Annotated in this window: 13 protein-coding genes; 4 read left to right on the top strand and 9 right to left on the bottom strand. The window is 71.7% G+C overall.

The window, feature by feature from the left end; all coding sequences use genetic code 11:
* Window positions 1-79: 79 nt before the first annotated feature.
* From AB0F88_RS42250 to AB0F88_RS42230, 5 genes are all read right to left on the bottom strand, one after another.
* Window positions 80-1,372 carry an amidohydrolase family protein gene (locus tag AB0F88_RS42250; protein ID WP_362697564.1) on the bottom strand — a complete coding sequence of 431 codons (1,293 nt, stop codon included), beginning with the start codon at window positions 1,370-1,372 and terminating at the stop codon, window positions 80-82.
* A gap of 136 nt (window positions 1,373-1,508) precedes the next feature.
* Complete coding sequence (locus AB0F88_RS42245; RefSeq protein ID WP_362697561.1) at window positions 1,509-2,843, bottom strand: MFS transporter; 1,335 nt, start codon at window positions 2,841-2,843, stop codon at window positions 1,509-1,511.
* A gap of 230 nt (window positions 2,844-3,073) precedes the next feature.
* The gene (locus AB0F88_RS42240; protein ID WP_362697558.1) at window positions 3,074-3,544 is read right to left on the bottom strand and encodes an ATP-binding protein; all 471 of its coding nucleotides are present in this window, start codon (window positions 3,542-3,544) and stop codon (window positions 3,074-3,076) included.
* A gap of 410 nt (window positions 3,545-3,954) precedes the next feature.
* Window positions 3,955-4,911 carry a TIGR03885 family FMN-dependent LLM class oxidoreductase gene (locus tag AB0F88_RS42235; RefSeq protein WP_362697555.1) on the bottom strand — a complete coding sequence of 319 codons (957 nt, stop codon included), beginning with the start codon at window positions 4,909-4,911 and terminating at the stop codon, window positions 3,955-3,957.
* A 148-nt stretch (window positions 4,912-5,059) separates the two neighbouring features.
* On the bottom strand, window positions 5,060-6,145 hold the full coding sequence (locus AB0F88_RS42230; RefSeq protein ID WP_362697552.1) for a hypothetical protein: 1,086 nt from the start codon (window positions 6,143-6,145) through the stop codon (window positions 5,060-5,062).
* A gap of 238 nt (window positions 6,146-6,383) precedes the next feature.
* Between AB0F88_RS42230 and AB0F88_RS42225 the strand changes: the two genes are divergently transcribed.
* The gene (locus AB0F88_RS42225; protein ID WP_362697549.1) at window positions 6,384-7,355 is read left to right on the top strand and encodes a hypothetical protein; all 972 of its coding nucleotides are present in this window, start codon (window positions 6,384-6,386) and stop codon (window positions 7,353-7,355) included.
* A 6-nt stretch (window positions 7,356-7,361) separates the two neighbouring features.
* On the opposite strand, the gene AB0F88_RS42220 is transcribed toward AB0F88_RS42225, so the two are convergent.
* Window positions 7,362-10,322 carry a glycosyl hydrolase gene (locus AB0F88_RS42220; RefSeq protein WP_362697546.1) on the bottom strand — a complete coding sequence of 987 codons (2,961 nt, stop codon included), beginning with the start codon at window positions 10,320-10,322 and terminating at the stop codon, window positions 7,362-7,364.
* 618 nt (window positions 10,323-10,940) lie between these two features.
* Here AB0F88_RS42220 and AB0F88_RS42215 point away from each other — a divergent pair.
* Window positions 10,941-12,119 (top strand): FAD-dependent oxidoreductase, encoded by a 1,179-nt coding sequence (locus AB0F88_RS42215; RefSeq protein WP_362697543.1) that lies wholly within the window; start codon window positions 10,941-10,943, stop codon window positions 12,117-12,119.
* Between the two features lie 276 nt (window positions 12,120-12,395).
* On the top strand, window positions 12,396-13,037 hold the full coding sequence (locus AB0F88_RS42210) for a tetratricopeptide repeat protein (RefSeq protein ID WP_362697540.1): 642 nt from the start codon (window positions 12,396-12,398) through the stop codon (window positions 13,035-13,037).
* Window positions 13,038-13,208: 171 nt separating this feature from the next.
* Here AB0F88_RS42210 and AB0F88_RS42205 read toward each other — a convergent pair whose 3' ends face one another.
* The 3 genes from AB0F88_RS42205 to AB0F88_RS42195 form a co-directional block, all read right to left on the bottom strand.
* Window positions 13,209-14,066, bottom strand: coding sequence for an alpha/beta hydrolase (locus AB0F88_RS42205; RefSeq protein WP_362697537.1), 858 nt, complete (start codon window positions 14,064-14,066; stop codon window positions 13,209-13,211).
* A 96-nt stretch (window positions 14,067-14,162) separates the two neighbouring features.
* Entirely contained in the window at window positions 14,163-14,366 is a 204-nt protein-coding gene (locus tag AB0F88_RS42200) for a hypothetical protein (RefSeq protein WP_362697534.1), read from the bottom strand.
* A gap of 177 nt (window positions 14,367-14,543) precedes the next feature.
* Complete coding sequence (locus AB0F88_RS42195) at window positions 14,544-17,444, bottom strand: BTAD domain-containing putative transcriptional regulator (RefSeq protein WP_362697531.1); 2,901 nt, start codon at window positions 17,442-17,444, stop codon at window positions 14,544-14,546.
* A gap of 581 nt (window positions 17,445-18,025) precedes the next feature.
* Between AB0F88_RS42195 and AB0F88_RS42190 the strand changes: the two genes are divergently transcribed.
* The gene (locus tag AB0F88_RS42190) at window positions 18,026-21,697 is read left to right on the top strand and encodes a choice-of-anchor D domain-containing protein (protein WP_362697528.1); all 3,672 of its coding nucleotides are present in this window, start codon (window positions 18,026-18,028) and stop codon (window positions 21,695-21,697) included.
* Window positions 21,698-21,734 lie beyond the last annotated feature (37 nt).

Raw genomic sequence — 21,734 nt, 5'->3', positions numbered from 1 at the left:
GGTACATGGGTGACATGGGCGCCGTTCTCGTCGTACGTGATGGTCGTTCTCGTCGCCGGCCTCGGGGCCGGTCACCCGGTCACCCGGTCTCTCCGAGGCCGTAGACGCGGCGGGCGTTCCGCGCGCCGATCATGGTGGCGACCCGGATCGCCTGCGGCTCGCTCCACTCGCCGTCCGCGACGAACCCCCCGAGGACACGGGCCATCGCGCGGCGCCAGAGCAGGGCGCCCAGGTGGTGGAGCTCCGCGGGACCCCAGGCGTCCGAGGAGAAGAGGATCTTGGCGAAAGGCGCCAGCTCCAGGCTCTCGGCCACCAAGGCCACGCTACGCGCCCCGGTGTGGTTCACCCCCAGCCCGACGTCGAGGTAGACGTGCGGGTAGGCCTGGGCGAGGTAACCGGCGTTGCGGTGGTACGGGTAGCAGTGCAGCAGGAGCAGGGGGACGCCCCTGGGCTCGGCGAGCTCGATGAGGCCGCGCAGCAGCAGGGGGTCGGACCGGCGCAGATCGAGGTCGGGGTCGCCGTACCCGGCGTGGAACTGGAGCGGCAGCCCGCGCTCGATGCCCGTCCAGATGAGGTGGCGCAGCAGCACCGGGTCGTCGACGCGGATCGTCCCGGTCCGCTCGGACTCGCGCAGCCAGCGTCCGGCCGCCGCCACCACCTCGGCCGGGGCGGGCGGGGCGGGGTCGAGGTCGAGCCCGTACCGGTAGGCGGCGACGCTCTTCAGGCCGCGCGCCGTACGGCTGCGCTCCCACAGGGCCGCCTCGAAGCGGGCGGCGAACCCGGCGGCGTCGGTCCCCTCGGCGGCGACCCCCTCCGCGACCGACTCCAGGCGGACGATCTCCTCGACGGGCCGCCCCGTGAGGGCCGCCATCGGCGCCGGGCCGAGGATCTCCTCGCCCCCGTAGCCGGTCTCCAGGAGGAAATGATCGACCCCGGCCGCGGCCAGCAGGCGCCGGTTCGCCTCCCCGGCCCCGAGCTCGGCGCGGCGGGCGAGGTAGGTCTCCGGGTCCGGGTGCGGGTCGAGCCCGAGGACGGGCGCGCAGTGCCGCAGGACGGCGAAACCGAGCTGCGAGTCGAACTGGGTCATCCAGCCGGGCACCGGCCGGTCGGACTCGGTGATCAGCTCCTCGAACCGCCTTCGCGGCAGGTCGCCGTCGAGGGCGCCGTGGACGTGATGATCCACCAGCGGTATCGCCCCGATCGCACGCTCCAGGGCACCGGCCCCCGCCGCCACGGCCGCGCGCGCCGGAATTCCGGCCTCCCCCGCCCGGGCCGCGTGTTCCAGGGACCCGGCCCCACCCTCACCACCCCCACCACCCTCAACGGACCCCGCCCTCGCCCTCGCCGGAGAGTCCATGGGTGCCGGGGTCATGGTGGAACGCTCCTCGAGTGTGCGGTGCCGCTGGGATACGAGGTGCCCATGAAAAGGGGATGTCATGCCCCGATGTCCCATCCGGCTCACCCGCCGATCGGGCGCTCCACCTCACCCGCCGATCGGGTGCTCCACCTCACCCGCCGATCGGGTGCTCCACCTCACCCGCCGCCTCACCGGGCGTCCCGTCCGTCGCCGTGCCCGCCGTGCCCGCCGTACCCGCCCCCGCCGTGCCTGCCGCGCCCCTCTTCCGGATGCCGGGTGCGAGGGTGAGGGCGACGACGGCGAGCGGGAAGACGGTGGCGACGAGGAGGCCGGTGCGCAGACCGGAGCCGCCGTCGCCGGGGAGCGCGGCCGACAGGGTGGTAAGGAACCCGCCCGCGGCGGCGGAGGCGTCCGCGGCGGCCCCGGCGATCCAGGGGCCGGCCGCGCCCCCGGCGTCACCGAAGACGGCCAGCACGCCGAACATGGCCGCGCCGCCGAGGGGGAAGCGGGCCGCGGCGAGGCTGAAGGTCCCCGGCCACAGGAGGCTGACCGCCAGGCCGCACACCGCGCAGCCGACGAGGCTGACCACCGGGTCGGAGGACAGGCAGACGACGAGGTAGCAGACGGTCGCCAGCGCGCCGCACGAGGCCATCGCGGGCACCAGCGGGATCCGCTCGCCCCACAGGCCGTAGACGATGCGGCCGATCCCCATCAGGACCGCGAACAGGCACGGGCCCGCCAGGTCGCCCCACACCTTGGAGACGCCCAGTCCCTCCTCCGCGAAGAGGGAGGACCACTGCGACATGGTCAGCTCGGCCGCGCCCGCGCAGAGCATCAGCACGACGGCGGCGGCGAAGGCGGGAGCCCCGAAGAGCGCCCGCAGGGAGGTACGGTGCTCGTCCGGCACGGTCGCGGGCAGCGGCACCTTCAGGAACGCCACCATGTTGACCAGCGGGACGAGCGCCCAGGCGACCGGCAGGACCTGCCAGGCGTCCTGGCCGATCCAGGCCAGCAGCAGCGTGCTGCCCGCCACCACCGCGACCTGCCCCCAGCAGTAGAAGGAGTGCAGCAGGCTCATCGCCGCGGCCTTGCCCTCCTGCGGGCTGGGCAGCGCGTCCACGACGGGGCTGACGAGCACCTCCAGCAGGCCGCCGCCGACGGCGTAGACGACGATCGCGACGCACAGTCCCAGGTACGGGGAGGGCGACACCGCCGGCGCCACCGCCAGCAACACCAGTCCCAGCGCCGACAGGATGTGCGCCAGCACCAGCGGGACGCGGTAACCGGTCCGGTCCACGAACCTCACGGCCACGATGTCGGTGACCAGCTGGGTGGCGAAGTTGAGCAGCACCAGGCGCCCGAGCATCTCCAGGGGCAGCTGGTAGCGGGTCTGGAACACGATGAACAGCAGGGGGGCCAGGTTGTTGACGATGGCCTGGGTGACATATCCGGTGTAGCAGGCGCGGCGGGTGTGGTCGTACGTCATGGGCGATGCGTTTCTCTCCCTGGGGGCGGGCCGTCCCGCACACTACGGGGCCGGACGGCACGGCGGCACACCCACCCCCGGCGACAAGGACCCCCAGGTCACCGCGACATCGTGACACCGCGACACCGGATGCCGGATCGTGAGACCGGATGCCGGGGAGCCCGCCTCCGGCGGACACGACCGCCCCTACCCCTCGGGCCCTCGGCCCTCTTCAGGCCCCCGGCACGCGCCTACTTGAACTGCAGGACCGGGGCGACGGCGGGACGGAGGTGGGAGGAGGTGGGGAGACCGAGGACGAACCAGACGATCTTTCCCCCGGAGGGGGGATGGGCGACACCCCAGTCGTCGGCGAGGGAGTCGACGATCTGAAGGCCCCGGCCGCCGGTGGCGTTCATGTCGCGGGCGCACACGCGGATAGCCCCCTCCCCCGGGTCGAAGAGCTCGCCTCGGACGAGGCTCCTGCCGCCCCGGATCCGCAGCGCGCACGCGGCGCCGCCGTACCTGACGGCGTTGGTGACCAGCTCGCTGACGATCAGCATGCAGTCGTCTATGAGGTCGTCCGCGCCCCACAGGGAAAGCTCCCGGCGGACCAGCGAGCGGGCGTCGCGCACGCTCGTGGGAACGGCGGGCAGCAGGCACTCGCCTTCGTACTCGTGGGCGGCGTCGAGTGACGCCGCAGATGAGTCGTGCTGGAGAGACACTGCGCCTCCTTCTGATGGGAGCGCTCCCATGACAAATGTAGAACATTCACCTACGTCTGTGAATTGATTCCTCCCTAATTGTTTCCATCACATGTCATGAAAAGTGAGGAAGATCAGATTCATGCCATGATCTCCGGCGGCCGGAGAGGCCGACCACCGGCCGGGAACCCGCCCGCGCCGTTCACCTTCCTCGGCCGGGAAGTCGTCCCCCCTCCGGCCGGGAACCCACCCGTACCGCAGCCCCCTCCGAACGGGAACCCGCCCGCGCCGCAGCCCCCTCCGGGCGGGAACCCGCCCCGTACCGCAGCCCCCTCCGGCCACCGATCCGCCCGTGCCGCAGCCCCCTCCGGCCGCGCGCCGGCGCAGGCGCGGCCGGGGAAGCGTCCTCGACGCGGCCGGGGAAACGTCCGTCAGCGCAGCTGGGGAAGCACCTTCGCGCCGAAGGCGTCGATGTAGGCGGACTGCTCCTGGCCCACGTGGTGCAGGTAGATCTCCTCGAAGCCCAGGTCCGCGTACTCGTTGATCCTGGCCGCGTGCCAGCCGAGGTCGGAGGAGACGTTGACGGCCTCGGCCACCTTCTCCGGCGAGACGTCCGCGGAGACCACGTCGAAGAGCTCGGCGGTCTCGAGGTCCCAGCTGACCGGCGGCGAGAAGACGTTGCTCCGCCACTGGTCGTGGGCGATCGCCATCGCCTCGTCGTCGCTCTCGGCCCAGCTGAGGTGGACCTGGAGCGCCACCTTGCCCTTGCCTCCGGCATCCCGGTAGGCGCCGATGACCTCGCGCAGCCGGTCGACGGGTCCTCCCACGGTGATCAGGCCGTCGGCCCACTCCGCGCACCAGCGGGCCGTCTCGGCACTCACCGCCGCGCCGACCAGCTTCGGGGGGACCTCCGGGCGGGTCCACAGCCGGGCACGGTCGACGGTCACCAGCCCGTCGTGACTGACCTCCTCCCCCGCCAGCATCGCCCGGATGATGTCGACGCACTCCCGCAGCCGCTGCTTGCGGAGCTCCTTGCGCGGCCAGTGGTCGCCGGTGATGTGCTCGTTGCTCGCCTCGCCCGTGCCCAGGGCGGCCCAGAAGCGCCCGGGGTACATGGCGCCGAGAGTGCCGATCGCCTGAGCGATGATCGCGGGGTGATAGCGCTGGCCGGGAGCGTTGACCACGCCGAACGGCAGGTTCGTGGCCTGGAGCGCCGCGCCCAGCCAGGACCAGGCGAACCCCGACTGCCCCTGACGTTCGCTCCACGGGGAGAAGTGGTCCGACGACATCGCCGCCCCGAACCCCGCCTGCTCGGCCCGCGTGACCGCCTTCAGCAGCTCTGCCGGATGGATCTGCTCGTGTGAGGAATGAAAGCCATAAGTCGCCATCGTCTCCGGCTACCCGGGAGAGGGACGTCCATTCGGGTGAGCGGCGCGGCACCGCCCGGCACACCGGACGGTACCGCGCCCGGGCCTTTCGGAAGGCCGAGGTCGCCTCCAGAAGGACGGGGTGGCTGCCAGAAGGCCAGGCCGCCTTCTAGAAGGCCGAGGTGTAGGTGACCAGCGACTGCCGGTCGACGCGGGTGGTGGCGTTGTAGCAGATGACGTTGCGGACGAACGCGTTGCCGCCGCTGGTGTTCCAGATGGTCTGCAGGTTGCAGAACTCGGGGCCGGAACCGTACGCGGTGACCTGGACCTGGTCCTTCAGGACCCCGACCCTCGGGAAGATCACCAGGCGCTGGCCGGGCCCCGCCACCTGGATGGTGTTCGTGCTTCCCTGGGAGTTGTAGTTCAGAGCCGAGGGCACCGGCGCGTACGGGCCGGGGTTGGCCGGGGTGGTGTCGAAGGTGTAGGCGAAGTTCTTCGGCGGGATCGCCGCACCGGTGATGGCGCGCTCACGCTGGTAGGTCAGCGTCCATCCGGTGGTGAGCGGCACGTTCGTCGCGTTGTGGCAGCGCACCTGGACCGCCTGCGCGCCCACGCCCGGGGCCCAGGCACCGACCTTGCAGCGGGCGGGCTGGCTGGGATTGACCGCGGTGACCTGGAGGTTTCCGGCGAAACCGGACGAGCCCAGGCCGGGCAGGGTGACCGTCCAGACACCCCCGCCCCCGGCGACGGTGTTCACGCCCCCGGCCGAGTTGAACTGGGTGGCGATGGCGGCGCCGTTGTAGTGCACGTAGCCGAACGCCTGCGGCGCGGGCAGGACGCCGGTGCTCTGCTCGAAGACGATGCTGTACGGCGTGAAGACCGGAGCACCTCCGTACCGGTAGCACTGCACCGCCACCACCAGGTCGGTGCCCGAGGGGCCCCAGTTCTGCGCCTGGCACCAGTAGGCGGTCTCGGAGATCGCCGTGACGTGGACCACGCCGCCGGTGATCGCGATCTGCGGGAACTTCACGAACGTCTGCCCGGCCCCGCCGGGAGTGACGCTGACGTTGAAGCCCACTCCCCAGCTGCCCGCCTGGTGGTTGACGTCGGGGATGCCGGAGGTCACGTTGACCACGGCGAAACCCCACCGGTTGGGAACGGAGGCCTGCGCGCCCGTGGCCGTCGCGGTGATACCCGCGGTGAGCATCGCGATGACACACAGGATTCGCAACATCACTCTTCGTAACTGACGCATGCCGTACTCCATCGGCTCGGGGGGTGGGGCGATCGGACGCGACCGCGATGCCGGCGCGGGAAAATGTCGGGAATCACAGTTCGTCCTGAGCTCTTGATAACCCGCCTGTCCCCCCTTGAGAAGACCCAACCTGACGGGTGAGATGACTCCGTCTTCCCAGATCAGGTCAGGGTTCGGACCAGATGACAGCTCTCTCGTCGAGAGATCGTCCGGCCGTTCCGCCGAGTACCGTATGTACATGCGCAGCCGATCCGCCAGGATCCACGAGACGGGGTGTGAGACCGTGCCGGAGCCCGAACCCAACGTTCCGCGTGTCATGTGGCAGTTGCTCGAGCCCTTGCACGCCGTCACCTATTTCGCCCCCGAGGCTCGGGCGGCGGCCGACGCGGTCGGCATGCGCGGTTTCTGGATGGGCTACTTCGCGGCCAGGGCGGCGCCGCTCGGGCCGGTCGGCCCCGGCGTCGTCACGGCGGCGTTCCACGGCTTCCCCCCGGCCAGGGTCGCCAGGGCGCTCCCCGACGCGTGGACGTTCGCGACCCCCGGCGACGTGCTGCGCGCCCGGCTCGACGGGGCGGGAGCGGCACTGCGGAACCTGCTCACCGACAAGGTGACCGGCTCCGACGACCTGCGCGCGGCGGCGGACCTCGCCTGGGAGGCCGCCGGGCTCGCCGACACCGCCGGCCGGGTGCTCGGCGCGGCCAACCAGGCGCTGCCCGCCCCCGACGAGCCGCACCTGCTGCTCTGGCAGGCCGCGACCACGCTGCGCGAGCACCGGGGCGACGGGCACGTGGCCGCCCTCGTCGCCCACGGCGTCTCCCCCGTCCAGTCCCACCTGCTCAAGGTCGCGGCGGGCGAGACGGACCTGGACCAGCTGCGCCTGGCACGGCGCTGGGACGACGAGGAGTGGGAGGCCGGTGCCGCCGCGCTGCGCGAGCGCGGGTGGGTCGACGACTCCGGCCTTCTGACGGCCGAGGGCGCGCGGGAGCGCGAGCGGATCGAGCGGCTGACCGACGAGGCCGCGGCCGCTCCCTGGCGGGCCCTGGGCGGCGAGCGCACCTCCGAGCTCGCCCTGCTGCTCCACCCGCTGACCATGGCCGTCCTGGAGTCGGGCATCATGCCGCCCTCCAACCCGATCGGCCTGCCGCCCCCCGGGGAAGGCGAGAACGGCCGGGGGCTCACGCTCCCGGCCGTCCCTTCACCGATCGACTGAGGGGGATCAGCCGAACGGCAGCCTCACGATCGACTGGTTGCCGATGCCGAGGTTGACGGCACCGTTGCCGATGGCGTTCCAGACCTCGACCCTCACCTGGCCGTTCGACAGGTTGCCGAGCGCTCCCGAGGAGGACTGCGGGCCGGCTCCCTGCGTGTAGTGCTCCCAGCCCGTCACCGGGTCGGTGGCGAAGTAGGCGTAGGTCTCCACCCTGTCCCAGCTCCCGTTGCCGGTCAGGTCGTAGGAGACCCGGACCTGGGTGCCGTTGGCGACCGAGGTCCCCGCGTCCACGAAGAGGTCGAACGCGGTGGTGCCTCCGTTGTGGCCGGCGGTGAGACCGGTCGCCGTGAAGACCCGGGCGTTGGTCGGCACGCCGTCGTGGTTGCCGTTCGCGGCGGCCACCGCGAGGCTGCCCGCCGTCCCGGCCGTGCCCGGCAGGCCGCCGCCGCTCTGCAGGTAGCGCGTCGCGGCGAAGCCACCCGGGTCCGGGGTCGGCGTGGGAGTCGGGGTCGGGGTGGGCGTGGGGGTCGGGGTGGGCGTCGGGTCGGGGTTCGTGGTGCCGCCGCCCGCGTTGCCGCCACTCCAGGTGAAGGCGCCGGAGGTGACCGTCTTGCCCGCCGGGACGTTGAGCACGGTCCCGTTGGAGAAGGTCACCGTGAGCGCGCTGCCGGTGATGTTGGACGCGACGTAGGTGCGGGCCCCGTTCTTGCTGAACACCTTGGCCAGCGGGTGGTTGGCGGTGACGGAGGTGTCCACCGTGCCGAGGGCGGCCAGGTTGCGGATCCAGTGGAAGGTGTGCGCCCTGCTCTCCCCCTCCTCGGGGGTGTAGGAGCCGGCGGCGCGCAGGTTCGACAGTGCCGCGTCACCGTTGCCCAGCGCCTGGAACTGCCAGAGGATGTCCCGCCACACCGTGGGCGGGCCGCCGTTGTTGCGTACCAGCTCGGCGTAGTTGGTGTTCACGTAGCCGGGGTTGTCGCCCATGTAGAAGTGCCCGCCGGTGACCGGCAGCATGTTGATGCCCTGGATCATCTCCGGCTCGGCGCTGAACCAGGTGGCGTACGCGCCGCCGCTGCCCCAGACCATGCCGACCGTGCTGTGGCCGAAGGCCGCGGGGAAGTTCTGGTCGCGCGAGTCGAACCAGTACTCCTGGATCGCCGCGGCCTGGGTCGTGTAGATGAAGATGCCCGCGTCTCGGACGGCGGTGTTGCCGGTGGCCTGTCCCCACTGGATGAGGGCGTTGGCGAAGTTCTGGCCCTCCGACGACGACTCCTGGTTGTTGCCCGAGCCGAACGCGCCGTGCCCGGACGCCCAGTCGTGGCCCGCGTAGATGTCGAAGTCGCGCAGGTACGGGAAGCGGGTGTCGTTGCGGTCGTAGTTGTTGGCGTCGCGGATCAGCAGGTCCACCATGCCGCCGTACTGGCTGGTCTTCGCCCAGTTGGGGTCGAACTTGGCGAGGGTCGCGGCGGCGGCGATGTAGTAGCCGTAGTGGAAGTGGTGGTCGTTGAGCTCCAGGTCGGAGCCGTACGAGGCCGGGTAGCCGAGCAGGGTTCCCCAGCTCGGGTTGTAGTAGAAGACCCGGCTGGTCTTGCCCGGCGAGGCGGTGAACCAGTCGTTGAGCCGGGTGCGGATGGCGTTCAGCGCGGCGGTGCGCACCGACGTCAGGTTGAGCTGGTCGGCGATCTCCGCGATGCGGGCGGCCCGGCCCAGGCCCTTGCCGGTCCAGTAGGTGTCGTCGCCCCGGATGTCCATCGGGTTGCCGAGCTCGGCGTTCAGCTGGTTGGTGACCGTGGTGAGGTCGGCGCCCGAGCTGTCGGCCACCGCGGGAATCTCGGGCAGCACACCGGTGTACTTCATCGTCGTCCGGAACTGCGTACCGGTGACGATCTTCATCTGGCCGCGCGCCGACACGTACGTCTGCGCCAGCGGCGTCGAGCCGGTCAGGTGGTTCCACTGGTGCGGGTAGAGCGCGATGACCGTGCCGGTCTGGCTGCCCTGCCTGGCCGTGGTGGTGAAGGCGTACGTCGTGGTGAGCGAGCTCGCCGACTGGTTGTAGGCGTACGAGACCCGGGTGCCGGTGACGTGCGCGTGCGCGTACTGGCCGTAGGTGCTCGCCAGGGCCACGCGGTCGCCGCCCGCGGGGAGCGCCGCCACGGAGAAGAAGCCCCTGCCCGCGAGGGCGGAGCTGATCGTCGTGCCGCTCACCGACCAGGTCGCGCCGGTCGGCGCGTAGGCGACGTAGTCACGGCCGCCGGCGGTGAAGCCGATGGTGGCGCCGCTGTTGGACCACACCGTGGGGGTGCCCGCGGTGGTGATCTGCGCGTCGCCGCCGGTGACCTGGAAGTACGCGAACGGCAGGCCGTGGCCGATGGTGGCCTTCATGGTCCGGCCCGCGCCGCTCCAGTACGGGGTGACGGTCCAGTCGCTCCAGCCGTCGACCTTGACGTCCGGCGAGCTCAGGCCCGCGACGCCGACGCGGATGTTCTCGACGTACGGGTAGTGGTACTCGCCGACGCCGGTCGCGGTGCCGCTGATGGCGGGGGTGGTGTTGTAGGAGAAGCCGAGACCGTTGCCGAAGGTGTCGTACGAGATCGGGTGCGCGTGGAGCGGCTCGCCGTACGCGCAGTCGGTCTTCTTGTAGAGGATCGACGACCACCAGTCGTTGGTGGGCACGGCCCCGGCGGGGGCGTTGGCCGTCACCCACTGGCGGGGGTTGGTGGAGATGGAACCGCAACCTGCCGGCAGCGAGCGTCCGGCCGGGAGGGTGTCGGCGTAGCTGCCGGCGCCGACCGTGGCGGCCTCGGCCGAGCGGACGGCACCGAGGCCGCCGAGCAGTCCGGCCACCATCGCGACGACCACGCCGATGGCGAGGCGGCGCCGACGAGTCCTGAGGCGGGTCGCCGACCGGGCGAGTCGTCCTTCACGGGGGGGCGCGCTGTCCGGACCCGTGGTCCGGATCGAGGGATCCATTGGGGGGTGCCTCCGGGGAGAGGAATCGGGCTCTGAAGCTGACCGATACGAGAGAGCGCTCTCTCACCGAAAAGTAACGGGCCGCGTCACGGCAGTCAATGTTTCACGTTGGTAACGAATAGGTAAAGTACAGACGTGCAGGCGGGAGGGCGTAAGCGCAGAAAACAGGGCGTTCCGCCGGACCGCGATGCCTCCTTCGGCTCGCGCGCACCGCATCACTCCCCTGGCCAACGATCAAGAACTGGATCTATCCTGATCTGAGAGCGCTCTCTCCGTCGATCGACGTCAATCGCCGATCGACCGCTTGGCGGTGCCCGCTCCCCCGTTCCCGGGCGCCCCAGGGGAGGGCCGCGAGCCGCGGGCAGCCCCGCACCCCCACCCCCTCCGGCCCGCACATGCCCGATCGCCGAGACGGGCGCGACCGGCGGGGCGGTGACAAAACCAGGACTGGAAACTCAGTGTGACATTCGATTCACTTTGCGTGAGCACTCGCCCGGTCAACGTCCCCTGATCGGCGTCCCCGAGAAAGCACCGGCTCCGGAAGTGCCCGGAAGGGCCCGGCCGGAGCCGTTTCGCGCGTTCATCTGAAATCTCGCGCGTTCATCTAAAATCGCCCCCGTGGAGAACCCCGCCGTCGAGCACGACGACGCCGCGCGAAGGGAGAAGCCGCCGATGCACACCCCCGACCGGATCGAGACGGAGATCGCGGTGATCGGCGCGGGGCTGATGGGCTCGGCCACGGCGTGGGAGCTCGCCCGCCGAGGTCACGCCGTCACCCTCATCGAGGCGTACGAGGTCGGCCACCGGCACGGCAGCTCGCACGGCACCTCACGGATCTACCGCCGGGCCTACGCCGACCCGGAGTACGTGCGTCTCACCGGCCTGGCCGGGGAGCGCTGGCGCGAGCTGGAGAACGACACCGGGACGGCGCTGCTCCGCGTCACCGGCGGCGTCGACCTCGGCGCGGGGCGCGACCCCGAGGGGATCGCCCGGCTGCTGGCGGAGGCGGGCGTGCCGCACGAGCTGCTCTCTCCCGGGGCCGCGGCCGAGCGGTGGCCGTTCATGCGCTTCGAAGGACCGGTGCTGCACCACCCGGAGGCGGGCACGGCCGACGCCGACGCGGCGGTGGCCGCCGCGGTGAACCGGGCGGCCGAGCTGGGCGCCCAGGTGCTCACCGGCGTACGGTTCACCGGCGCGGAGCTCCTGCCCGGCGGACGCGTCCGGCTGCGCACCGAGGGCCCGGAGGTGACCGCCGCCACCGTCGTCGTCGCCGCGGGCGCCTGGCTGCCGGAACTCGCCGGCCGGCTCGGCGTGCCGGTGGGGCTGCCCCCGCTACGGGTGACCCAGCAGCAGGTCTTCCACTTCCGCTCGCACGATCCGGACGCCCGCTGGCCCGTCTTCGTCCACATGGACGGCACGCAGATCTACGGGCTTCCCTCGGGCGGCGACGGCGGCTCCCGGCCCGCGGTCAAGGTCGCCCAGCACGACGCGGGCACACCCGTCACCGCCACCACCAGGGACGGCGTCGTCGAACCGGCCTCCCGCGCCGTGATGACCGCCCACGTCCGGAGGTGGCTGCCCGGCCTCGACCCCGCCCCGGTGGCCGAGGCGAGCTGCCTCTACACCATCACCCCCGACGAGGACTTCGTCCTCGACCGCGTCGGCCCCCTCGTCATCGCCTCCCCCTGCTCGGGCCACGGCGCCAAGTTCGCCCCCCTGATCGGCCGGATGACCGCCGACCTGGCCCTCGGCCGCACCGAGCCCCACCCCCGCTTCGCCCTCCGCCGCTTCACCTGAAGGACCCGCACCGTCTCCGGTCATCCGGCCCCGCCGAGCAGCGCACTACTTCAGGACGAGGACGAGCGTGACGACGACCTGCTGGGACGACCGGGAAGAGCTTTCATCCGGCGGCAGCCTCACGGAGCTCCTCGAAGGCGCCCCATGAAGCCGCCGATCTTTTCCTCGGCGGACGGCAACAGGATCTCGCGGCAGCCGGAAGGCTGGTGTCACGCCTCGTCCGGCGCGTACGGTGTTCGACGCGGCGGGCGGATCCGGATGAACGGGGTTGAGCGGATGAGCGCGGAGGAAAGGCTCGAACGGGCGAGGCTGTTCTACGAACGCGCGGTCTTCGACGGTGAGGCCGGAGTGCTGGAGGTCGCCGATCGGGAGCTGGACGCGGTCGAGGCCGGTCTGGCGCTGGCCCGTGGCCGGATCATGCACGCGCGCTTCTTCGAGGACGGCGAGGAGGATCCGCGCGAGCTGCCGCTGTTCGAGCGCGCGACGGAGCTCTACCGGGCGCTCGGCGACCTGCGCGGCGAGAGCGAGTCACTGCTCTGGATCGGCCTCCTGCACCAGGTCGTCCGCGGGGACCACGACACCGCGGTTCCGTTTCTCGAACGGTCGCACGAGCTCGCGACGCAGGCCGGTGACAAGCTGCTGATGTCGTACGCGCTCCGGCACCTGGGTACCGCCGAGCACGCCGCCGGGCGGCTGGAGACGGCGCGGGAACGGCTGGAGGAGTCGGTACGGCTCCGCCGGGAGCTCGGTTTCCTGCCGGGTGTCGCCGCGAACCTGGTCGGGCTGATCTACATCGCCGCCGCGCAGGGCCGCCGTGACGACGCGCTCGCGCTGGCCGAGGAGGCGAGCGCCCTCGCCGAGGCCGCCGGCGCGAGGAACATCGCGCGCCAGATCGAGGAGGCCCGCACGCGGGTGTAGGCGGCCTCGTCCCTGTCGGACCTTCCGAAAGACTGTCGGACCTTCCGAAAAGCCGGGAGACCGGCGCGGTCACGGCCGTCTCCCGGGCCGGGTCGCCAGGAGACGGCCGTGTCCGGTCTCGCCGGGCCGCGTTACCTCAGAGGCCGCGTCACCTCAGAGGCCGCGTCAAGTTCAGGGGCTGGAGAGCACCTCGTCGAGCTTGGCGGCGAACTCCTCGTGCCGGGTGCTGAAGGCCCCGTGGTCGCCGGGGAACATCACGTGCCGCCCCCCGATCTGTTCGGCGACGACGAAGGAGGCCCGGTAGGGCGGTTGCCCCTCCGACTCCTCGCCCGCCACCGTCACGACGCGCGCCGAGGAGGCCCGGAGCGCGTCGACGTCGGGGAGGTGGCTGACGAACGGCGGCACCTCGTAGCCGATGAAGAACTCCGTGTTCTTCTTCATCCGCGCCAGCGCCTCCGCCATCTCGGGGGTGGGCTCTCCCTGCTCCCCGCGGGTGGCCGCCTCCTCGTGCTCGCTGCCGGTCCTGTCGAACCCGGTGGCGAAGGCTCGCATGGCGGCCTCGGTCCCCTCCTTGGCGAACGCCTCCTCCACGTTCCGGATGACGTCGCGCCAGCGGTCGCGGTCGGGCAGCAGCTCGAAGAGCGGCGGCTCGTGGGCGACCAGGACGCGCACCTGCTCGGGGTGGCGGGCGGCCAGCTCCAGCCCGATGATCGCACCGGAACTGTTGCCGAAGACGTACGCAGGCTCGTCGGCGGTGACGCCCGCCTCCACCAGCACGCGGTGCGCGTCGTCGGCGTGCGTCTCGATGCTCTGCGGCTCCGGCGGCCCGTCCAGGGGGCTGCGCGAGTTGCCGCGCCGGTCGTAGGTCACCACCGTGTAGCGGTCGGCGAGCCGCCGGGCCAGTTCGGCGTATCCGGCGGCGTCGTAGATCCCGCCGCAGATCAGCAGCAGGATCGGGCCCGAGCCGCGGATCTCGTGGTGAAGGGTCGCGCCGGGCACCTTCAGGGTGTTCGTCTTCGTGGGCCGCATGGTCGTTCCTCCTCGAAAATCGTCGTCCGTCTCGTTCCGCCGATCGCAGAGAATCGGAGCCACGGATGCGTTCTCGGCATCCCTGCCCGCAAGACTTCAGGGAAAGGGTGCCTCCTCCTGGGGCAGGCCGCCCCGGGTGGGCGGCACACGGGGAACCGCGCCGTCACCGTCCTCCTCTCTTCCCAGCGAGGAGGACACCACGGCCTCGCCGACCTGGCCGACCCGGCCGTCATGGCGGCCGGAGCGGCGAGGCGCGTCGTAGTAGTGCGGGTCCACACTCCTGATGATGCCAGCCGGCACCGACAGTTCCGGGCCCGAGCACGGTGCTCCCCCGCCCGCCTCCGGCCCGCCGAGCATGCGCGGGAGGCCCGTGCGGATTCACCGCGCGGGCCACGTACGCGCGAAAGGCTGCCACGTACGCGCGGAAGGCCCACGTGGATCCACCGCGCGGGCCGAGCATGCGCGGAAGGCGTGTGCTCAGCCGGTCAGGGCGGTCACCTTCGGCTCGGCGTTCCACCGCGAGGCCCCGTGCCGGTCCAGCAGGACCTGTACCTCGTCGGCCTCGGGCATGTTCCGCCGTACGAAGATCTCAAGCGCCTCTGTCAGGCACGCCCCGGCCCGGCCCGGCTGGCCGAGGTAGGAGAACGCCTGGCCGAGCGCGACGAGCGCCTTGCCCTGGATCCATTCGTCGCCCGCCTCCACCATGAGGCCCAGCGAGTCCTCGGCGCAGTCGACGGCACGGTCCAGCTGTCCCAGGACGAGGTGCGTCTCGGCCATCCGCAGCAGGGTCGCCCCCTCCCGGACGCGCTGCTTGAGCCTCCGGTACGCCTTCCGCGTCTCCAGGAGCCGGGAGAGCGCCTCCTCGGGGCGCCCGGCGTCGCGCAGCACGACGGCCGACTGGTACAGGATGTCGGGATCGGCCCCGCCGCCCAGCTCGCGGATGGTGCGGTCGGCCAGTTCCACGGCCTCCACCGCCTCGGCGGTCCTGTCGACCGACGCGAGCGCGAGCGCCATGTTGCCCAGGCCGACGGTCTCGCTGCTTCGATCGCCGAGCCGGCGCCAGACCTCGACCGCCTCGGCGTACAGCGCGATCGCCTCGGTCTTCGAGCCGCGGCTGGAGACGGCCAGGGCCAGCAGGTTGAGGCTCTCCGCGTACCGTGCCAGGTCGTCCTCGGCGAGGCTGAGGTCCCGCGCGGCGACGCCGTCCTCGATCGCCGCGTCGAGGAACCAGCGGCTCGTCCAGAACCCGCCGCGCACGCACCGGGCGTGCGCCTCGGCGCGGCGGTCCCCGCGGGCCGCCGCCGCCTCGACGAGGGCTCCGGCCGCCCGCTCGTAGCGCTCGGGGGTCACGTCGGTCTCCAGCACGTCGGACGCCATGTCGAGCAGCCGTATCGCGTCGGAGAGAACGCTGCCCGGAGTCCGGGCGATCTGGTGCACGCAGCTGATCACCCCTTGCTCCTCGTCCTCCGCCCAGCTCACCGCGGCCTCCTCGTCCGCGAAGGAGGGTCCGGGAAAGGAGGGTCCGGGCAAGGACGGTCCCGCGCCGGCCGGCCGGTCCGGGCCGGACACCGGGGCGCCCGGATAGGTCAGGCGGTAGGCCGACGTCATGCCGGCGAGGTAGTAGCCGAGCAGCCTGGCCAGCGCGGCCCGCCGGACGTCCTCGTCGTCCGGCCGCGACCGGGCGAAGATCTTGAGGAGGTCGTGGTAGCGGTAGTGGCCCGGCGAGGGCGACTCCAGCATGCTCACGTCCACCAGCGCCTCGCACACCTCCTCCGCGTCCGGCTCGTCCAGGCCGAGCACGGCCGCCGCCGAGCCCAGCGAGAAGTCGGCCGCGTCGGGGACGGCCAGCAGCCGGAACGCCGAGGCGAGCCCGGCGTCGAGCTGGTCGTAGCCGAGGGCGAACGTCGCCTCGACGGCCAGGTCGTCCACCCGCAGTTCCGCCAGGCGCCGGCGCTCGTCGGCCATCCTGTCGCGCATCCTGGCCACGCTCCAGGCGGGCCGCGCCGCCAGCCGCGAGGCCACGATCCTGATCGCCAGGGGCAGGTACCCGCACGCCCCGATCAGGTCCGCCGCAGCCTCGCGCTCGGCGGCCACCCGAGGCTCCCCCACCACCTTGCCCAGCAGCGCCATCGCCTCGTCGTGGGGCAGCACGCCCAGATCGACCTGGCGTACGCCGGACAGCCCGACCATCTTCGCGCGGCTCGTCACCAGTACCGCGCATTCGGCGGCCCCCGGCAGCAGCGACCGTACCTGCGCCACGTTCGCGGCGTTGTCCAGGACGACGAGCATCCGCCGGTCCGCCAGCGTGGAGCGGTACAGGGCCGCCCGCTCGCCCGGTTCCTCGGAGTCGGCGGGAACCTCCGCCCCGAGGGAGCGCAGGAACCTGCCGAGCACGGTCTCCGGCGCGAGCGGCTGCGCCCCCGAGCCCCTGAGGTTCACGAAGAGCTGGCCGTCGGGGTAGTCCGGCGCGAGCCGGTGCGCCACGTGGACGGCCAGGGTGGTCTTGCCCATGCCGCCCGCGCCCGACACGGCCGAGATCACCAGCGCCGAGGCGTTCCCCGCCCTCAGGGCGTCCACCATCTCGTCGACCTCGGACTCCCTGCCGGTGAAGTCCGAGGTGTCGGCGGGGAGCTGCCGGGGCACCTGCCTGACGGCCGGGCTCGCCGCCTTCCTCAGGCCGAGGGCGGGGTCCGCCGTGATGATCCTCTGATAGAGCTCCGCCAGCTCGGGCGAGGGGTCGATGCCGAGATCCTCGGCGAGCAGTTCCCGGGTGTCGGTGAAGACGCCTATCGCCTCGGCCTGCCTGCCCGAGCGGTACAGCGCCAGCATCAGCAGGGCGGCGAGCCGTTCCCTGGCCGGGTGTTCCCCGCGGAGCGCGGTCAGTTCGGCGATGACCTCGGTGTGCCCGCCCTCCTCGACCTCCCGGGCGAGCCTGAGCTCCTGCACGGCGAGCCTCCGCTCGCCGAGCCGGATCCGCTGGCCCTCGGCGTAGCCCCCCTCCAGCCCGGCGAGCGGCTCTCCCCGCCAGAGCGCCAGAGCCTCGCCGTACCGTCCCTCGCGGGACAGCTCCTCCATCGTGGCCAGGTCGCAGGTCCCGCCGGCGAGGGCGTACCCGCTGCCGATCGAGGTGATCACCTCGGCGCCGAGGGCGGAGCGCAGGCGTGAGACGTAGGTGCGCAACGTGCTCATGGCGGTGCGGGGACGGTCCTCGCCCCAGATGGCGTCGAGCAGGTGGCCGTGGCCCACCGCCCTGCCCTCGGCCAGGAGGAGGACGGCGAGGACCAGCCGCTGCTGGGGGGAGCCGATCTCCACCTCGTCGCCGTCCCGCCAGACGCGCACCGGCCCCAGTATGGAGAACCGCAGTCCAGGATCACTCATTTTGACAGCGCTGTCTTTCGCTCGTTCTCGAACGGTCCCATGGAAGCGCCGCCGTTCTCTCGCGCCGGGCTGCCGCCCGACGAGATCCGGGCCGTTTCGTCCCGCCGTGCCGTTCCGTGCCAGCTCACCACGATGAAGCATCGTATGGCAGCACATCGGCATTCGCCGAAAAACCGGCGAACCTCGTAATTTTTCACATTCGGGATGTTTCACCAGTGATCGCGGCGCCGACCCGGGCACCCACCGCGAGGTCGGCGGCCACGCCGACCGCGCGGGCGGGCCCGATCACTCACATCGGCGGACCGCCCGGAGCGTCCCGGACCGGCCGGAGAACCCGAACCGCCGCAGGGCGCCGCTTCCACCGGCACGCAAGCGGCTTCCAGCAATTCGCAACCACTTACATGAAACTTTCCGTACAGGAACCAACGCAACACGGTCGTTACGTTTCATGTATTAGACGAAATCTTGCAGCAATCTGTTCGTCATTTTAAGGTGTGGATACCCCCCGGGCACCACCGGCCGGCGTCTGCGACGTTCCGGCCGCGAAGCGTCCGGCTCTTCGTAAAGTGAAGGGTCAGCCGATGAAGAAGTCCGGCAGGCTAAAGGCCTGGACCATCGCCACGATCGCGGCGCTGACGGCGGGAGGGCTGGTCTCCTTACCGGTCGCCCCCGCCACGGCCGCCGCGAGGGCCGACTCCCCGTTCGACTTTCCCGGGCGCGGCGCCACCGTGCCCTTCTTCGAGATAGAGGCCGAGGACACCGCCCACTCGGGCCAGGTGATCGGCCCCGACCGGATCTACGGCCGCCTTCCCTCGGAGGCCTCGGGCCGCAGGGCGGTGACGCTCGACTCCTCGGGCGAGTACGTGGAGTTCACGCTCACCCGGCCGGCGAACGCGCTGTCGCTGCGCTACAGCGTCCCGGACAACGCCTCGGGAACCGGTCAGAACACCACGGCGAGCCTGCGGCTCAACGGCACGCATCTGAAGGACCTGACCCTCACCTCCAAGTACGGCTGGTACTACGGCGGCTACCCGTTCAACAACAACCCGGGTGACACCAACCCGCACCACTTCTACGACGAGACGCGGACCATGTTCGGGTCCACGCTCGCCGCGGGCGCCAAGGTCCGTATCCAGCACACCGGCGGCATCCCGGTCACCGTGGACCTGGCCGACTTCGAGGTCGTCGGCGCCCCGATCGGGCGCCCGGCCGGCTCGCTGTCGGTCGACGACTTCGGCGCGATCAAGAACAACACGGGCGTCGACAACACGGCCGCCTTCCAGGCCGCGGTCAACGCCGGCAAGGCCCAGGGCAAGGAGGTCTACATCCCCGAGGGGACCTACAACCTCTACGACCACGTGGTCGTCGACGGGGTCACCCTGCGCGGAGCCGGTCCCTGGTACAGCGTGCTCGGCGGGCGTCACCCCACCCAGCGCAACCGGGCCGTCGGCGTCTACGGCAAGTACGTCCAGGGCGGCGGCTACGGCGGCGAGATCCGCGCCCACGAGGCGGGCGGCCCGAGCCGCAACGTCACGCTCAAGGACTTCGCCATCATCGGCGAGATCATGGAGCGCGAGGACAACGACCAGGTCAACGCCATGGGCGGCGCGATGACCGACTCGGTCGTGGACAACGTGTGGATGCAGCACACCAAGGTCGGCGCCTGGATGGACGGCCCGATGAACAACTTCACCATCAAGAACAGCCGCATCCTCGACCAGACCGCCGACGGCGTGAACTTCCACACCGGGGTCACCAACTCGACCGTGACGAACACGTTCCTGCGCAACACCGGTGACGACGCCCTGGCCATGTGGCCGGAGCGGATCCCGAACGTCGGCAACAAGTTCACGTTCAACACCGTGGGCGTCACGCTGCTGGCCAACAACATCGTCACCTACGGCGGCAGGGACATCCAGATCACCGACAACGTGGTGGCCGACACGGTCAGCAACGGCGGCGGCATCCACATCGCCAACCGCTACCCGGGCGTCAACTCCGGCCAGGGCACCGCGGTCGCCGGGACCCACACCGTCGCCCGCAACACCCTGCTCCGGGCGGGCAACAACGACTTCAACTGGCACTTCGGCGTCGGAGCCATCTGGTTCAGCGGGCTCAACGAGCCGGTCAACGCCACCATCAACGTCACCGACACCGACATCCTGGACAGCTCGTACGCCGCGATCCACATGATCGAGGGCACCACGAGCACGGTGAACTTCAACAACGTCAACATCGACGGCACCGGCACGTACATGATCCAGGCGCAGTCGGGCGCGAACATGACGTTCAACAACGTCAGCGCCGACCACATCGGCGCGGGCGTCGCCATCCACAACTGCGTCGGCGCGGCCTTCACGCCCGTCTTCGGCACCGGCAACACCGGCTGGAGCCCCAGCAGCACGACCTGCACCGGCACCTGGCCCACGCCGAACTACATCTACCCCGGTGGCGGCGGCAACACCGGCGGCCTGTCCGGCTCCCCGGGCAGCCTGTCCTTCGCCGCGCGCCAGGTCAACACCACCAGCCCCGCGCAGGCCGTCACCATCACGAACGGAGCCGCCACCGCGGCCCCGATCGGCTCGGTGACCGCCACCGGCGACTACGCCCAGACCAACAACTGCGGCAGTTCCCTCGCCGCGGGCGCGACCTGCACGGTGAACGTCACCTTCAGGCCGACCGCGACGGGCACCCGCACCGGCACGCTCACCGTCGCCAGCAGCGCCCAGGGCGGCCCGGTGACCGTGAGCCTCTCCGGCAGCGGCACCAACGGCGTCGCCCTGAGCGCCTCCCCGGGCAGCCTGTCCTTCGGGGCGCGCGCGGTCGGCAGCACCAGCCCGGCGCAGACCGTCACGGTCACCAACACCGGCACCGCCTCGGCGACGCTCGGCACGGTCGCCACCACCGGCGACTACGCCCAGACCAGGACCTGCGGCACCACCCTCGCCGCCGGCGCCTCCTGCACCGTCAGCGTCACCTTCACCCCCACCGCCTCGGGCACCCGTACGGGCAGCCTGACCGTCGCGAGCAACGACCCGAACAGCCCGCTGACGGTCGGCCTGAGCGGCAGCGGCACGAGCTCGACCACCAACCTCGCGCTCGGCGCGACGATGACGGCGAGCAGCTCCAACGGCGGCTTCCCGCCGGGCAGCGCCAACGACGACAACGCCTCCACCTACTGGGAGTCGAACGGCAACGCCTTCCCGCAGTGGCTGCAGGCCGACCTCGGCAGCGCGCAGAGCGTCGGCTCCGTCACCCTGAAGCTGCCGCCGCCGGCAGCGTGGGCGACCAGGACGCAGACCCTGTCGGTCCAGGGCAGCACCAACGGCACCACCTGGACCACCCTGAAGGCCTCGGCCGGATACACCTTCAACCCGGCCACGGGCAACAGCGTCACGATCCCGCTGACCGGCTCGTCCGTGCGCCACCTGCGGCTCAACGTCACCGCCAACACCGGCTGGCCCGCGGCCCAGGTCTCGGAGTTCCAGATCTTCCCGGGCGGCGGCGACCCCACGCCGACCGTGTCGCTGGCCGCCTCCCCGGTCAGCCTGACGTTCGCCGCCAGGACGGTCGGCAGCACCAGCCCGGCGCAGGCCGTCACGGTCACCAACACCGGCACCGCCTCGGCGACGCTCGGCACGGTCGCCACCACCGGCGACTACGCCCAGACCAGGACCTGCGGCACCACCCTCGCCGCCGGCGCCTCCTGCACCGTCAACGTCACCTTCACCCCCACCGCGACGGGCACCCGTACGGGCACCCTGACCGTCGCGAGCAACGACCCGAACGGGCCGCTGACCGTGGCCCTGACCGGGACCGGCGGCTCGGCGCCCGTCACCAACCTGGCGCAGGGCAGGCCGACCACGGAGACCAGCCACGCCCAGGTGTACGGCTCGGGCAACACCGTGGACGGCAACGCGAGCACCTACTGGGAGTCGAACAACAACGCCTTCCCGCAGTCGGTCACGGTCGACCTCGGCTCCACGCAGAGCGTCGGCCGGGTCGTCCTCAAGCTGCCCCCGGCCGCCGACTGGGCCACCCGCACCCAGGCGGTCGCCCTCCTGGGCAGCACCGACGGGACGAACTTCACCGGTGTCGTCGGCTCGGCGACGTACACCTTCAACCCCGCCACCGGGAACACGGCCACCATCACCTTCCCGGCCACCAGCAGGCGCCACCTGCGCCTGACCTTCACCGCCAACAGCGGCTGGCCCGCCGGTCAGCTCTCCGAGTTCGAGGTCTACGCCTCGTAGTCCCGTGACCCTGTGACCGACCCGGGCACCGGATGGG

The organism is Streptosporangium sp. NPDC023963, assembly GCF_040639135.1.
Taxonomy (GTDB): Bacteria; Actinomycetota; Actinomycetes; order Streptosporangiales; family Streptosporangiaceae; genus Streptosporangium.
Note: the sequence above shows the minus strand (reverse complement) of the source record. Positions and strands in the feature narration are given on the sequence as shown.